This is a genomic window from Kosakonia sp. SOY2 (assembly GCF_027109175.1).
In the GTDB taxonomy this organism is placed as follows: Bacteria; Pseudomonadota; Gammaproteobacteria; order Enterobacterales; family Enterobacteriaceae; genus Kosakonia.
In genome coordinates this window covers 2527623-2542614 of the sequence record NZ_JAPVXH010000001.1, presented here as the reverse complement: position 1 = coordinate 2542614, position 14992 = coordinate 2527623, and the positions used below count along the sequence as shown (strand labels likewise).

The 14992-nt window shown below is 55.2% G+C and carries 12 protein-coding genes; 10 read left to right on the top strand and 2 right to left on the bottom strand.

What is annotated here, in order from left to right; genetic code table 11:
• The first annotated feature begins 204 nt into the window (after positions 1-204).
• Genes malZ through O3S68_RS12085 form a run of 3 tightly spaced genes read left to right on the top strand, consistent with a single transcriptional unit; the run spans position 205 to position 6164 of the window.
• The gene (gene malZ / locus O3S68_RS12095) at positions 205-2022 is read left to right on the top strand and encodes a maltodextrin glucosidase (protein WP_269231589.1); all 1818 of its coding nucleotides are present in this window, start codon (positions 205-207) and stop codon (positions 2020-2022) included.
• A 57-nt stretch (positions 2023-2079) separates the two neighbouring features.
• The gene (locus O3S68_RS12090) at positions 2080-4788 is read left to right on the top strand and encodes a DUF2339 domain-containing protein (RefSeq protein ID WP_269231588.1); all 2709 of its coding nucleotides are present in this window, start codon (positions 2080-2082) and stop codon (positions 4786-4788) included.
• Positions 4785-6164, top strand: coding sequence for a DUF3999 family protein (locus O3S68_RS12085; protein WP_269231587.1), 1380 nt, complete (start codon positions 4785-4787; stop codon positions 6162-6164). The genes O3S68_RS12090 and O3S68_RS12085 overlap by 4 nt, the downstream gene beginning before the upstream one ends.
• A gap of 204 nt (positions 6165-6368) precedes the next feature.
• Here O3S68_RS12085 and O3S68_RS12080 read toward each other — a convergent pair whose 3' ends face one another.
• Positions 6369-6971, bottom strand: a complete 603-nt coding sequence (locus O3S68_RS12080; RefSeq protein WP_017458841.1) for a peroxiredoxin C — start codon at positions 6969-6971, stop codon at positions 6369-6371.
• 168 nt (positions 6972-7139) lie between these two features.
• The gene (acpH, locus tag O3S68_RS12075) at positions 7140-7721 is read right to left on the bottom strand and encodes an ACP phosphodiesterase (RefSeq protein ID WP_269231586.1); all 582 of its coding nucleotides are present in this window, start codon (positions 7719-7721) and stop codon (positions 7140-7142) included.
• Positions 7722-7813: 92 nt separating this feature from the next.
• Between acpH and queA the strand changes: the two genes are divergently transcribed.
• From queA to O3S68_RS12040, 7 genes are all read left to right on the top strand, one after another.
• Complete coding sequence (queA, locus tag O3S68_RS12070) at positions 7814-8878, top strand: tRNA preQ1(34) S-adenosylmethionine ribosyltransferase-isomerase QueA (RefSeq protein WP_045509280.1); 1065 nt, start codon at positions 7814-7816, stop codon at positions 8876-8878.
• 164 nt (positions 8879-9042) lie between these two features.
• A complete protein-coding gene (tgt, locus tag O3S68_RS12065; RefSeq protein WP_269231585.1) occupies positions 9043-10170 on the top strand; it encodes a tRNA guanosine(34) transglycosylase Tgt in 1128 nt (375 codons plus the stop codon).
• 21 nt (positions 10171-10191) lie between these two features.
• Positions 10192-10524, top strand: coding sequence for a preprotein translocase subunit YajC (gene yajC, locus O3S68_RS12060; RefSeq protein WP_020456740.1), 333 nt, complete (start codon positions 10192-10194; stop codon positions 10522-10524).
• 27 nt (positions 10525-10551) lie between these two features.
• Positions 10552-12399, top strand: a complete 1848-nt coding sequence (gene secD, locus O3S68_RS12055) for a protein translocase subunit SecD (RefSeq protein WP_071925261.1) — start codon at positions 10552-10554, stop codon at positions 12397-12399.
• Positions 12400-12409: 10 nt separating this feature from the next.
• On the top strand, positions 12410-13381 hold the full coding sequence (secF, locus tag O3S68_RS12050) for a protein translocase subunit SecF (protein WP_020456742.1): 972 nt from the start codon (positions 12410-12412) through the stop codon (positions 13379-13381).
• 233 nt (positions 13382-13614) lie between these two features.
• A complete protein-coding gene (locus O3S68_RS12045) occupies positions 13615-14247 on the top strand; it encodes a response regulator (RefSeq protein WP_045509274.1) in 633 nt (210 codons plus the stop codon).
• A 16-nt stretch (positions 14248-14263) separates the two neighbouring features.
• Positions 14264-14989 carry an Hpt domain-containing protein gene (locus O3S68_RS12040; RefSeq protein WP_269231584.1) on the top strand — a complete coding sequence of 242 codons (726 nt, stop codon included), beginning with the start codon at positions 14264-14266 and terminating at the stop codon, positions 14987-14989.
• Positions 14990-14992 lie beyond the last annotated feature (3 nt).

Genomic DNA, 14992 nt, shown 5'->3' with positions numbered 1-14992 from the left:
AATCACTTATTCATCTATAGTTTTTATCAAGATACAAGTGCGTCTGTCTGCGATTCCGGGCTGCTGCACGGTGAGGGCTGGCGACCCTCTCGCCAAATTCCATCTGCGCCCTCTCTCTCACCCCCCGAAAAAAGTGGAAAGAAGGAGGCAGGGCGAGAATCGCTGTGGAAGAGTGGCGTCATTTTGAGCAAAGGGGATTTTTTGATGTTGAATGCATGGCATTTGCCCGTCGCGCCGTTTGTGAAACAGAACCAGGATCAATTAGTTATTAGCCTTTGGTTAACCGGTACTTCGCTGCCGGAGCGGGTGACGCTGCGGACGGAAATCGATAACGAAGAGACGCCAGTGGTGATGCATCGCGCGCGCAAACCAACAGCCGATGGTGTGACTGTCTGGCGTGCCGCGATTGATGTGACGAGCGGGCAGCCGCGTCGTCGCTACAGCTTTAAGCTGCTATGGGAAAACCGCCAGCTCTGGTTTACCCCGCAGGGCTTTAGCCACTTTCCACCCGCGCGGCTTGAGTTGTTCGCCATTGATGTGCCGGACAGCGGGCCGCAATGGGTGGCGGATCAGGTGTTCTACCAGATTTTCCCGGATCGCTTTGCCCGCAGCCTGCCGCGCGGCGAAGAGCAAGACAAAATCTATCATCACGATGCGGCCGGGCAGCCGATCGTCATGCGTGAATGGGACGATCCACTGACTGGTGAAGCGGGCGGTTCGACCTTTTATGGCGGCGATCTTGACGGCATCAGCGAGAAACTACCGTACCTGAAAAAGCTCGGCGTCACCGCGCTGTACCTTAACCCGGTATTTGTCGCCCCCAGCGTACATAAATATGACACCGAAGATTATCGCCATGTTGACCCGCAGTTTGGCGGTGATGAGGCGTTGCTGCGCCTGCGGCACAACACGCGCGAAGCAGGCATGAAGCTGATTCTGGATGGCGTTTTTAATCACACCGGTGATTCCCACGCCTGGTTCGACCGGCACAACCGTGCAACGGGCGGAGCCTGTCACAACCCGGACTCACGCTGGCGTAGCTGGTTCAGTTTTGATGAGAACGGCCACGCCCGCGACTGGCTGGGCTATGCGAGCCTGCCGAAACTCGATTACCAGTCGCCCGCGTTAGTTGATGAAATTTATCAGGGCGAAGAGAGCGTGGTGCGCCACTGGCTGAAAGCGCCGTGGCAGATGGATGGCTGGCGGCTGGATGTGGTGCATATGCTGGGCGAAGATGGCGGGGCGCGTAACAATTTGCGCCATGTCACGGGCATTACACAGGCGGCGAAAGAGACTCAGCCGCAGGCGTATGTCTTTGGCGAACATTTTGGCGATGCACGCCAGTGGTTGCAGGCGGATGCTGAAGACGCGGCAATGAACTATCGCGGTTTTACCCTGCCGGTGTGGGCTTTTCTGGCGAAGACCGATCTCTCTTATGATCCGCAAAAAATCGATGCGCAAACCTGTGCGGCATGGATGGATAACTACCGCGCCGGGTTGTCGCATCAGCAGCAATTACGCATGTTTAACCAGCTCGACAGCCACGATACGCCGCGCTTTAAAACCGTGCTCGGCAATGACATTGCGCGCTTACCATTGGCGGTGGTCTGGCTGTTTAGCTGGCCGGGTACGCCGTGCATTTATTACGGCGACGAAGTGGGGCTGGATGGCGCTAACGATCCGTTTTGCCGCAAGCCGTTCCCGTGGGACAAAAAGCGCCAGGATGGCAAACTGCTGGCGCTTTATCAGCGCATGGCGAAGTTGCGTTCACGTTCACAAGCGTTGCGCTACGGTGGCTGTCTGGTGATTTACGCGCACGACAATGTGCTGGTATTTTTGCGCGTTTACCGTCAGCAACGGGTTATGGTCGCCATTAACCGCGGAGAAGCCTGTGAAGTTGTGCTGGAGGATTCACCGCTGTTACGGGGGAAAAGCTGGCGGCTTCAGGAAGGTACAGGTACGCTACAGGATGATGTGCTGACGCTTTCAGCCATTAGCGCATCTGTCTGGTCCGCCGCCTGAATCGCCACGCGAAAAGGGGCGGGCATTACGTCTCCCCTTTAGCGAAGGCGATAGTACATGGATGGTCTTTTACTCTTTGGCGTGGTGGTGCTGTTTCTGGCACTGGTGGTGGTGCCCATTGTGGCTATCACCGCCTGGCGGCGCAGCATTGCCACCCAGAATGAACTGCAACAACTGCGTCAGCGGCTGAGCATACTGGAACGGCAGTTTTCGGCGACGCCGGAAAGCCGTGAACCAACGCCAGTGGCGGCGGCTGAAATTGCGCATCCCATTGAACCGGTTGAAATCCCTCAACCCGTTACGCCGGTAGAAGACCCGTGGGGGCGAAAAGTCGAACCGACCGCGCCGGCGGAAAACCCGTGGGGACGCAAAACCGAAACACCTGCGCCGGTTATGTCCGCGCCTGCTATTGACGAACCTGCCGTAACGACAAAAACACCGGAAACCGCATCGTGGGGAATGGTAACGTCGCTGGTGCGCTGGTTTATGCAGGGCAACCCGCTGGCAAAACTGGGCGTTATCCTGCTGTTTATCGGCCTCTCCTTCCTGCTGCGCTACACCGTGGAATATGCGTTGTTCCCGTTGGAACTGCGGCTGGCCGCTGTCGCGCTGGTGGCGATTGTGCTGCTCGGGCTTGGCTGGCGGCTGCGACATAAACAGACGGTCTTTGCCCTGATACTGCAAGGCGGCGCGGTTGGCGCACTCTATCTCACCGTCTTTGGCGCGTTTCGCTTATGGCAGATGCTGCCGATGACGCTGGCCTTTGTGCTGTTAATTGTTATCTGTACGGCGAGCGTTGGCCTGGCGGTACTGCAAAAAGCGCTGAGCCTGGCGTTGCTGGCAAGCCTTGGCGGCTATCTCGCGCCGATCCTGCTCTCTACCGGCGGCGGCAGCCATGTCGCGTTGTTCTCGTTTTACCTGCTGCTGTCGGTGGGCATTCTCGCCATCAGTATCTGGCAGCACTGGCGCGAATTGAACCTGCTCGGCATGGTCTTCACTTTCGGCGTTGCCGGGCTGTGGGGAATGGATAATTATCGCCCGGAATTCTACCTCAGTTGCCAGCTGTTCCTGATGGCTAACATTCTCATCTTCGGTGTCCTCAGCGTGGCGCTTTCGCTGCGCGCACAGCGCCGGGGCGAGCGCATTATTGACGGCGTTTTACTCTTTGCCCCGCCACTGGCGGGCTTTGGCATGCAGTACGCCATCACGCAACACTGGCATTATGGCCCGGCATTTAGCGCACTGGGCTTTGGTCTTTTCTACCTGGCGCTGGCGATGCTGGCGCTTAAACGCTTCCCGGCGACCGCAAAACCGCTGGTACTGGCGGCGCTGGCGCTCGGCGGCGCGTTTGCCACGCTCGCCATTCCGCTGGCGCTGTCGGCGCGCTGGACGGCGATGGCCTGGGCGCTGGAAGGGCTGGGGATTTTGTGGCTCGGCGCGCAGCAAAATCTGCGCCGCATGAGCTACAGCGGCAGCGCCTTACTGCTGCTGGCGTTGTGCAGCGCGCTGTGGGCGGCGGCGGACGGCATTAACGCCGTGTCGACGTTGCTGATCTTCGCCGTGCTCAGCGCATGCTGGCTGGCAGCCTCCTGGTTGTGGCGTGGTCTGCGGCAAGAGGGAAGCTGGCTATTGCTGGTGGGCGGCATCGTGTTTTGGGGCGTTGCGCTCGGCGGGGCGTCTCAGGCTGCGCTGCCATCTTCTGTGGACAATGGGTTTGGCGTGCTGACGTTGCTGGCGCTTTCCGTATGGTTATGGCGTGCGGGCAGCTTGCGCTGGTCGTGGCCGGAACTGGGTTACGCCCGCTGGCTGTTATGGCCGGGAATGGCAGCCATGCTGGTCTGGCAGATTATGACCCAGGGGCACCTGCTGGCAGCGGGCTGGCCGAATCTGGCCTGGTGTGTTGCGCTGCCTGCCGCGTTCCTGCTGCTTTATCGCGAGAAAGAAACGATACCCGCACGGGTGTCGCAGGGGCTGCATATCGCGTTGTTATGGATGTTGCTACTGGCGGCAGGTACTGAGCTGTGGTGGTTCGTCGATGGGCTGGCGTGGGGGAACGAACCCTGGCAGCTCGGGCTGCCCATGGCGGCGGGTGGTGTGGTGATTGTGTTGGCACTGGCGGCTATTCGCCGTCAGTTCTGGCCGTGGCGCGTCTGGCCTGCGCTGTATGGCGCGCTGGGATTATTACCGCTGATCCCTGTGCTGCTGTGTTTGCTGGTGTATGCCAATCTGAGCGACGGGGTGGTGATGGGCATGACCTATCTGCCGATTATTAACCCGCTGGAAGAGGGCGCGGCGTTTGCACTGCTCGGCGTCTGGCTGTACAGCCGTTTTGCCGAAGCGCACTATCCGGCCATTGCACCGCAACTCTGGCGTGCGCGCCCGTGGGTGCTGGCGGCGCTTGGTTTCTGGTGGCTAAACGGTGTGTTACTGCGCCTGCTGGCTTATTACGGCGACGTGGCCTGGGAGAGTGAAAGCCTGTGGCAGTCGCGATTGATTCAGACCAGCTTTGCGCTGTTCTGGATGCTGATCGCGCTGGTAATGATGATCCGCGCCACCCGTCAGCATACGCGCCAGCAGTGGTTGTGCGGCAGTGTGTTGCTGGGCGTGGTGCTGCTCAAATTAATGCTGGTTGACAGCGCCGGCGGCGGTGGGCTTTCGCGTGCAATTGCCTTTATTGGCGTGGCGGTTCTGGTGCTGATTGTGGGGTATTTTTCACCCCTGCCGCCAAAAGCCGTGCGGGAAGAGGACAAGGGAGAAGAGCAATGAAAAAGTGGCATGGATTACTACTGGCCGCACTGGTGACAACTGCAGGCGCGGCGATAAGCAGTGAAGCTGTTCCGGATTCACCGCAGGATTACGCGTTTGGCGCGACACTCGATCTATCGCAACCGGCATCCTGGTATCGCGTCGATCTGCCACAGGATACTTACGCGCAGAGCGTCTGGCCGGATCTGCGTGATGTGCGGGTGTTTAACCACGATGGCGAGCGTGTGCCGTTTACGCTGGAAACACAGCGTGCCACCGCGCGTGCGCCAGAGCCTGTTGCGCTGCGCGTGTTCCCGCTGGATACGTCGCCAGTTGACACTGGCACAGAAGGGCAGAATGTGGTGCGTTTGCACTCCTCGTCCGGCGTCGATATTCGTATTGAAGGCGAGCCCGACGAGGTGGTCGGGCAGAGCTATTTGCTGGCGTTCCCGGAAAATACGCCAGAAAACTTCACTCTCGGGCAACTGAAGCTGGCCTGGTCGGAGCCCGTAAAAAACTGGCGTGACAAAGTGACGCTCTTTTTCAGCAGCGATATGCGCAACTGGACGACATTGCAGCAAGACATACCAGTGATGGAGCTGGCGAGCGGCAGCGATCGGTTGACGCTCGATCAGATTAACCTCGACCAGCCCATGCCTGCCGATGGTGTACGTTATTTGCTGATGGTGTTTGATACTCCGAACCTGCCAGTGACGATTACGCAGGTCACCGCGCGACCTGGTAGTGAGCCAACACCGCTGGAACAGGTGAAGATGGCAGGCCGCGAACAACGGATTTCCGCAACCGAAGCACAGTATCAGTGGACGCAACCGCAGCCATTAAGCGCGCTATCGGTGAGGCTTGCTGAAGAGGGCGTGTTGCCGGTGGCGATTGACTGGCGTAGCAGCGCCAATGGCGAGTGGAAACCGTTAAGTAAAACGGTGCTGTGGGCGCTTAATGGGCGTGTTTCCGCGCCGCTCAGCCTGCCAGGCGATGTCGTGCAGGCGGTGCGCATCACCACGCTTGATGCCCGTTTACCCGAAGCATTGCCGCAGGTGACCGGCAGCCGCGACCGACAATCGCTGGTCTTTAATGCGCAGGGCAAGGGGCCGTTTATGCTGGCGTGGGGTAACCGTGCAGCGGCGCCTGCTGCGGTGACAATGGAAGGCCTGATCCCGGAAGCGTTGCGTAAACAGCTCGATCTTACGGCGATACCGGAAGTGCAGGTGCAGGATCGGGTGGCGCTTGGCGGCGAGGAACGGCTAACGGCGACATCACCAGCAGAGCGCCAGCAGACGTGGAAAGCTTTGCTGGTGTGGGGTGTCTTACTGTTGGGGGTTGCGGTGCTGGTATGGATGGCTCTGCGTATCTGGCGTGAAGTGAAGGCACGCGAATAACGATCCGCTTGTTAAGGGGGCGGTATTGGTTTCGCCCCTGAACGCTGTGCCGGAACTTAACAAGCAGCCGCGGCCCATAGAGTTTGTTTGCCATCCAAAGACAATAAGGCCGATTCAAACTTGTTGATGACGACGCCCACCGGGCGTTGTTTTCAGCTTTCCATAAAAAAGGCCCGCAGTGCGGGCCTTTATCAATGCAGCCAATTACAGGCTGGAGACGTTTTCGCTCAGGTATTTTGCCACGCCGTCCGGAGAGGCGTTCATCCCTTCTTTACCTTTTTCCCACTGAGCCGGGCAAACTTCGCCGTGCTCTTCGTGGAACTGCAGCGCGTCAACCATGCGCAGCATTTCATCGATGTTACGGCCCAGCGGCAGGTCATTGACGACCTGGTGGCGCACGATGCCGTTTTTGTCGATCAGGAAAGAACCACGCAGGGCAACGCCCGCGTCCGGATGCTCGATACCGTAAGCCTGCTGAATTTCACGTTTGATGTCAGCGACCATCGCGTATTTCACCGCGCCGATACCGCCTTTCTCAACCGGCGTGTTACGCCATGCGTTGTGAACAAACTCGGAGTCGAAAGAGACACCAACCACTTCCACACCGCGGCTTTTGAACTCTTCGTAACGTTTGTCAAAAGCGATCAGTTCAGACGGGCAAACGAAGGTGAAGTCCATCGGCCAGAAGAACAGCACGGTCGCTTTACCGTTGGTGTGCTGTTTGAAGTTGAAGTTTTCAACAATTTCACCGCTGCCCAGAACGGCTGCGGCAGTAAAATCCGGTGCCTGACGAGTAACCAGTACCATATGTACTCCTGTGATTTACAAGGTTAATAGAACGCAACGCGGGCCAGTATAGGGAGAGGGGTAGGGTAGCTCAAAGCGCCACTGACAATCGCTGGTATAGGTTTTATCTATCGATTGCTTCTGTAATTACGCTTTCCAAAATAGCGTAATGCCCACACAGTGCAAGCGTTAAAGCTGCTGATCTTTGGCCTGCGCCATCATGCGCGGATAGAACGCCCAGAATTGCGACTCCAGCGCGGCGTAGTTGGCGTCCAGATCCTGCCAGGAGTCACGCAGTGCGTCCAGCCGCGGGCGACGGTTCGCCATGCCGTTAAGCACATTCTGGATAAAGGCCATCTCGCGGTAGCGCTCCAGCCAGCGCTCTGACCAAAGGTAATTGTTCAAATTAACAAATCGCGGCGGAGAATCAGGCAGGATCGTCGCCACCTGCGCACGGGCGTAGCGAACAAAATCCACCAGCGGGAAATCCGGCGAGATTTGCGCCCAGTGGCGGGAGAGGAAGTGATCCCACATCACATCCAGCGTGATCGGCGCAACCCGGCGGGTTTCGGGGCGGAACCACTCGCGGGCGGTTTTGACTTCCGGCAGGTTGTCGGTCATGACGTCGATACGGCGATGCATCTGGATCCCGTCAACGATCTCCACCGGGTAGAGGTCTTGTGGGTTGCCGCGAACAAAATCCGCCAGCAGGTTGCCGGGCAGGGAACTGTCGGCAAGATGGGCTAAGTGCAGGTGTGCTAAAAAATTCATGCTTATTGTTTGTCCAAAAGCGGCTAACGGTTGCAGCGAAGGGGCGTGGGCACTAGACTACCCGCCTCTTAAATATGTATCGAGTTAGTGTCATGCGCGTTGCCGATTTTTCCTTTGAATTGCCCGAATCCCTGATTGCCCACTATCCGCAGCCTGAGCGCAGCAGTTGCCGCTTGCTGTCGCTGGATGGCCCAACAGGCGCGCTGACGCACGGTACTTTCACCGATTTGCTCGACAAGCTCAACCCCGGCGATCTGCTGGTGTTTAATAACACCCGCGTAATTCCTGCACGCCTGTTCGGCCGTAAAGCCAGCGGCGGCAAGATTGAGGTACTGGTTGAGCGTATGCTCGACGATAAACGTATTCTGGCACATATTCGCGCATCTAAAGCGCCGAAACCGGGCGCGGAACTGCTGCTGGGTGATGCGGAAGATATTCAGGCGACGATGGTGGCGCGCCATGACGCGCTGTTCGAAGTCGAGTTTCACGACGAACGCCCGGTGCTAGATATCCTTAACGCAATCGGCCATATGCCGCTGCCGCCCTATATTGACCGCCCGGATGAAGACGCGGACCGTGAACTCTACCAGACCGTGTACAGCGAGAAGCCTGGCGCGGTGGCCGCACCGACGGCAGGGTTGCATTTTGATGAACCGCTTCTGGAACGTCTGCGTAATAAAGGCATCGAGATGGCGTTTGTGACGCTGCATGTGGGGGCGGGAACTTTCCAGCCGGTGCGCGTAGACAGCATTGAAGACCACATTATGCATTCCGAATACGCCGAAGTGCCGCAGGAGGTTGTTGATGCGGTGCTGGCGGCAAAAGCGCGCGGCAATCGGGTTGTCGCCGTGGGAACCACGTCCGTGCGTTCGCTGGAAAGCGCCGCGCAGGCAGCAAAAAAAGATCTGATCGAGCCGTTCTTCGGCGATACGCAGATTTTCATTTATCCGGGTTACCAGTACCGGGTGATTGATGCGCTGGTCACCAACTTCCACTTGCCGGAATCGACGCTGATCATGCTGGTTTCCGCCTTCGCCGGGTATCAACACACCATGAATGCGTACCGCGCCGCAGTTGCAGAGAAATATCGCTTTTTTAGTTACGGGGATGCGATGTTTATCACGTACAATCCGCAAGCCATTTTAGAGCGTCCTTAACAACGCTATACGTACTGCGTGTACGCTCCGGTTGCTGCACGCTGTGCGTGCCCAAATTGGCTGCGCCAATACGCCTTGAGTGCGTATTGGTTAATTCGAAGTTGTGGAGTGATTCCGCAACGGGATAGTTATCATCAGACTGTTTCTCTGATGCTGGAGAAGAAATGAAATTTGAACTGGATACCACTGACGGACGCGCCCGCCGCAGTCGTCTGGTGTTTGATCGCGGCGTGGTTGAAACGCCCGCGTTTATGCCTGTAGGCACTTACGGCACCGTAAAAGGGATGACGCCGGAAGAAGTTGAAGCCACCGGCGCGCAGATTATCCTTGGCAACACCTTCCACCTGTGGCTGCGCCCGGGTCAGGAGATCATGAAGCTGCACGGCGATCTGCACGACTTTATGCAGTGGAAAGGCCCAATCCTTACCGATTCCGGCGGTTTCCAGGTGTTCAGCCTTGGCGACATCCGCAAGATCACCGAAGCGGGCGTGCACTTCCGTAACCCGATCAACGGCGATCCTATTTTCCTCGATCCCGAAAAATCGATGGAGATTCAGTACGATCTCGGTTCCGATATCGTGATGATCTTCGACGAATGTACGCCGTATCCGGCGGACTGGGATTACGCGAAACGCTCTATGGAGATGTCCCTGCGCTGGGCGAAACGCAGCCGTGAGCGTTTTGATGGGCTGGGTAACAAAAACGCGCTGTTCGGTATTATTCAGGGCAGCGTTTACGAAGATTTACGCGATATCTCGGTCAAAGGTCTGGTAGAGATTGGCTTTGATGGCTACGCTGTCGGCGGTCTGGCTGTGGGCGAGCCGAAAGAAGATATGCACCGTATTCTGGAGCATGTCTGCCCGCAAATCCCCGCAGACAAACCACGATACCTGATGGGCGTCGGTAAACCAGAAGATCTGGTTGAAGGCGTGCGACGCGGCATTGATATGTTTGACTGCGTGATGCCGACGCGCAACGCCCGTAACGGTCACCTGTTTGTGACCAATGGCGTGGTGAAAATCCGTAACGCGAAATATAAAAGCGATACCGGCCCGCTTGATAGCGAGTGTGATTGCTATACCTGTCGCAATTATTCTCTTGCTTACTTGCATCATCTCGACCGTTGCAACGAAATATTGGGCGCGCGTCTCAATACCATTCATAACCTGCGGTATTATCAGCGTTTAATGGCTGGTTTACGCAAGGCTATCGAAGAGGGTAAATTAGAGAGCTTCGTCGCGGATTTTTACCAGCGTCAGGGGCGGTCTGTACCACCTTTGAACGTTGATTAATTTAATAATGAGGGAATTTGAATGAGCTTTTTTATTTCTGATGCGGTAGCAGCAGCAGGCGCACCGGCAGCCCAAAGCCAGTGGACGTTGATTCCGATGCTGGTGGTGTTCGGTCTGATTTTTTACTTCATGATCCTGCGCCCGCAGCAAAAACGCACGAAAGAGCATAAAAAGCTGATGGACTCCATCGCCAAAGGTGATGAAGTGCTGACCAATGGTGGTCTGATCGGCCGCGTGACCAAAGTAGCAGACACTGGCTACATTGCTATCGCACTGAACGACACCACCGAAGTGGTAATCAAACGTGACTTCGTAGCTGCCGTTCTGCCGAAAGGCACGATGAAGGCGCTGTAATCTATTGTTTTCCCAAAGGGAACTGCCGTGTTAAACCGTTATCCTTTGTGGAAGTACATTATGCTGGTCGTCGTCATTATCGTCGGCCTGCTTTACGCACTTCCCAACCTGTATGGTGAGGATCCGGCTGTTCAGATCACTGGCGTGCGCGGTGTCGCCGCCAGTGAGCAAACGCTGATCCAGGTCCAGAACGATCTACAAAAAGAAAAAATCAACGCGAAGTCTGTGGCACTGGAAGAGGGCGCGATTCTTGCTCGCTTCGATTCTACTGATACGCAGCTGCGCGCCCGTGAAGTGCTGGTCAGCGCATTAGGCGATCAGTATGTTGTCGCGCTTAACCTTGCTCCGGCAACACCACGCTGGTTGACCGCCATTAAAGCCGAACCGATGAAACTCGGTCTCGATCTGCGCGGCGGTGTGCACTTCCTGATGGAAGTGGATATGCAAACAGCGCTCAGTAAACTGCAGGAACAAAACATGGACAGCCTGCGCAGCGATCTGCGCGACAAAGGCATTCCTTACACCACCGTGCGTAAGGAAGATAACTATGGCCTGAGCATTCAGTTCCGCGACAGCGCGGCGCGCGATCAGGCGAATGCTTACCTGACAGCCCGCCACCGCGATCTCGTTATCTCCAATCAGGGCGACAACGTACTGCGCGCCGTGATGAGCGATGCTCGTCTGAGCGAAGCCCGCGAATATGCCGTTCAGCAGAACATCAATATCCTGCGTAACCGTGTAAACCAACTGGGCGTGGCTGAGCCACTGGTACAGCGCCAGGGTGCTGACCGTATCGTGGTTGAGCTGCCGGGGATTCAGGATACCGCGCGTGCGAAAGAGATTCTGGGCGCCACTGCGACGCTGGAATTCCGCCTCGTTAACAGCAGTGTGGATGCTTCCGCCGCCGCCGCTGGCCGCGTACCGGGTGACTCCGAAGTGAAACAGACGCGCGAAGGTCAGCCCGTTGTGCTGTACAAACGCGTGATCCTGACCGGTGACCATATCACCGACTCCACGTCCAGCCAGGATGAGTACAACCAACCGCAGGTTAACATTTCACTGGATAGCGCGGGTGGCAACATCATGTCTAACTTCACTAAGGACAATATCGGTAAACCGATGGCGACCTTGTTTGTGGAGTACAAAGACAGCGGTAAAAAAGATGCCAACGGACGTGCGGTGCTGGTGAAACAGGAAGAGGTGATTAACATCGCCAATATCCAGTCTCGCCTCGGCAACAGCTTCCGTATTACCGGTATCAGCAACCCGAACGAAGCGCGTCAGCTCTCCCTGCTGCTGCGTGCCGGTGCGCTGATTGCGCCGATTCAGATTGTTGAAGAACGCACCATTGGCCCAACGCTTGGTTCGCAGAACATCACGCAGGGTCTGGAGGCGTGCCTGGCAGGTCTGGTGGTTTCCATCATCTTTATGATCTTCTTCTATAAGAAGTTTGGTCTGATCGCCACGTCCGCGCTGATTGCCAACCTGGTGTTAATTGTCGGCATTATGTCGTTGTTGCCTGGCGCAACGCTGACGATGCCGGGGATTGCGGGTATCGTGTTAACCCTTGCGGTGGCGGTGGATGCTAACGTCTTGATAAACGAACGTATTAAAGAAGAGCTGAGCAATGGCCGTTCGGTGCAGCAGGCGATTCATGAAGGTTATCAGGGCGCGTTTTCATCCATTTTCGATGCGAACGTCACCACGTTGATCAAAGTGCTTATCCTGTACGCGGTAGGTACTGGTTCAATTAAAGGGTTTGCGATCACTACCGGTATCGGTGTGGCGACCTCAATGTTCACCGCTATTGTCGGTACCCGTGCCATCGTCAACCTGTTGTACGGCGGCAAACGCATTAACAAGCTGTCTATCTGAGGAGTGCGTTGTGGCACAGGATTATACTGTTGAACAATTGAACCACGGCCGTAAAGTCTGGGACTTTATGCGCTGGGACAACTGGGCTTTTATCATTTCCGGCGCGCTGCTGATCCTCTCCATCGTTGTGATGGGTGTTCGCGGCTTTAACTGGGGCCTGGATTTTACCGGTGGTACGGTTATTGAAATCTCGCTGGAAAAACCAGCGGATATGGATTTGATGCGTGACGCGCTGGAGAAAGCGGGCTTCCAGGAGCCGCTGCTGCAAAACTTCGGTAGCAGCCGCGACATCATGGTACGTATGCCGCCTGCTCAGGGCGAAACTGGTGGCCAGGTGCTGGGAAGTAAAGTCGTTAGCGTGATTAACGAAGCGACCAGCCAGAATGCCGCTGTAAAACGTATTGAGTTTGTCGGTCCGAGCGTGGGCGCTGATCTGGCGCAGACCGGTGGGATGGCGCTGCTGGTCGCGTTGATCAGTATTCTGGTTTATGTCGGTTTCCGCTTTGAGTGGCGTCTGGCGGCGGGCGTGGTTATCGCGCTGGCGCACGACGTTATTATCACGATGGGCGTACTCTCGCTGTTCCAGATTGAGATTGACCTGACCATCGTGGCGTCGCTGATGTCGGTAATTGGTTACTCGCTTAACGACAGCATCGTGGTATCTGACCGTATTCGTGAGAACTTCCGCAAGATCCGCCGCGGTACGCCATACGAGATCTTTAACATCTCTCTGACGCAAACATTGCACCGTACGTTGATCACGTCCGGTACGACGTTAGTCGTGATTTTGATGCTTTATCTCTTTGGCGGCGCGATGCTGAAGGGCTTCTCACTGACCATGCTTATCGGTGTTTCCATCGGTACGGCTTCGTCTATCTATGTCGCGTCTGCTCTGGCGCTGAAAATGGGGATGAAGCGCGAGCATTTACTGCAGCAGAAAGTGGAAAAAGAAGGGGCGGATCAGCCGTCTATTCTGCCGTAATCATTCGTTGCACAGAACAAACCGCAGCCATGTGCTGCGGTTTTTTTTATCTGTAGTATTTTTTCTATTTATAATAAAAGAGTGTTTATTTATTAAAGATATTAATCTGCTTTTTTTATTTTTATAAAATGTGAGCGCCTTTCCTTTATTCAATATTCATTCTGCATTGCCATTTTTTTTTGTTAAAGTGCGAGAACTCGTAATGCTATGGCTGTGACCAGAGATTTGTAAGCGTGTTGAAACCTAAAAAAGTGTTGATTGCTGATGATCACCCTATTTATTTAATGGGGATGCGAACGTTGCTCGCACCACTTTCCGCGCAATACCTCATTATTGATGAAGCCAGGACCGCCGATGAAGTTGTGGCAAAGCTGGAGCAGCACGCAACCGATATTCTGATAACCGATCTCAGCATGCCCGGAGAACGATACAACGATGGTCTGGCGCTCATTCAATTATTAAAAAGACGCTGGCCAGATTTGCTGATAATTGTCGTTTCGATGATCAATAACCCCGGAATTCAGCACTCGTTACTCCGTCTCGGAGTGCACAGAGTATTAAATAAAGCCAGTTTGTCGACAAAGCTATTACAGACATTGCAAGCGCTCACCTCGCCTGCTATTTCCCCAAAAACGAATACGCCGCAATTGGACGCTGTAGCGCAACTTGAGGTGAGGCTAACGCCAAAAGAGAATGAGGTGCTGCGCCTGTTACTGCGCGGTATGACAGTGAACGATATCAGTACCCGGCTTAACAGGACGAAACAAACCGTCAGCGCACAGAAAAAAAGTGCCATGCGTAAACTGGGTGTCACCTCCGAGTACGAACTCTATCAATACTTACAGCAAATTGGATTAACAAGTTAACAACACGGAGTTTGTTATGCATGGAATGCAGACACTACTTGCGACGTACAGTGCTAAACAGCAGCGCACTCTCGCCCAACAGCTGCGTTTTTGCAGTGATTTAAATATCGCTACTGTGAATATAAGCGATGCGCATGATGCGCTTTCCCGTCACGTCTGGCACGCGCTACTGGTCGATTTAAGCGAGAATGCAAATTCAGGTGTTGCATTAGTTGAGAAGCTACTCGCAGCGGAACTGGCAGGAGAATTAACACTACCTCCGTTATTACTGGCCTGCACAGACGATGAACAGGCGGAAACAGAATCAATGCTGCGTCTGAAAGGTTTCGATCATATTTTGTATTTTCCTTTATCTGAAGCACGCTTACGCTGCGTATCTCAATCGAGGGATATGGCGCAACCGGAACTGCATGAATTACATAAGCTGGCGAATCATCAGCAGCCAGTCATTGATGCAATGCTCCCTAAACTTTTGCAAGCGTTGGCCAGTGATATTCAACAACTCGAAATCATCGCGCGGGCTGGAACACTTCTTCAGATCGCCAGGCTTGCCCACCGAATGAAATCTTCCTGGTATCTTTTGGGAATGCGCCGGGCGATACGCCGCTGCATTGTGATGGAACAATTGCCGAAGTTGATTGATGAGGGAGTTATAAATCAAAGGAGTATTTCTAAAATGCGTCAGCGTTTTATTTCGCTCATGTTTAAAGATTATAAGCAACTGGTTTTATTATTGGGTTGATTT

Coding starts and splice junctions, on each gene's coding strand:
- malZ (WP_269231589.1), top strand. CDS start 205: ATGTTGAATGCATGGCATTTGCCCGTCGCGCCGTTTGTGAAACAGAAC.
- O3S68_RS12090 (WP_269231588.1), top strand. CDS start 2,080: ATGGATGGTCTTTTACTCTTTGGCGTGGTGGTGCTGTTTCTGGCACTG.
- O3S68_RS12085 (WP_269231587.1), top strand. CDS start 4,785: ATGAAAAAGTGGCATGGATTACTACTGGCCGCACTGGTGACAACTGCA.
- O3S68_RS12080 (WP_017458841.1), bottom strand. CDS start 6,971: ATGGTACTGGTTACTCGTCAGGCACCGGATTTTACTGCCGCAGCCGTT.
- acpH (WP_269231586.1), bottom strand. CDS start 7,721: ATGAATTTTTTAGCACACCTGCACTTAGCCCATCTTGCCGACAGTTCC.
- queA (WP_045509280.1), top strand. CDS start 7,814: ATGCGCGTTGCCGATTTTTCCTTTGAATTGCCCGAATCCCTGATTGCC.
- tgt (WP_269231585.1), top strand. CDS start 9,043: ATGAAATTTGAACTGGATACCACTGACGGACGCGCCCGCCGCAGTCGT.
- yajC (WP_020456740.1), top strand. CDS start 10,192: ATGAGCTTTTTTATTTCTGATGCGGTAGCAGCAGCAGGCGCACCGGCA.
- O3S68_RS12040 (WP_269231584.1), top strand. CDS start 14,264: ATGCATGGAATGCAGACACTACTTGCGACGTACAGTGCTAAACAGCAG.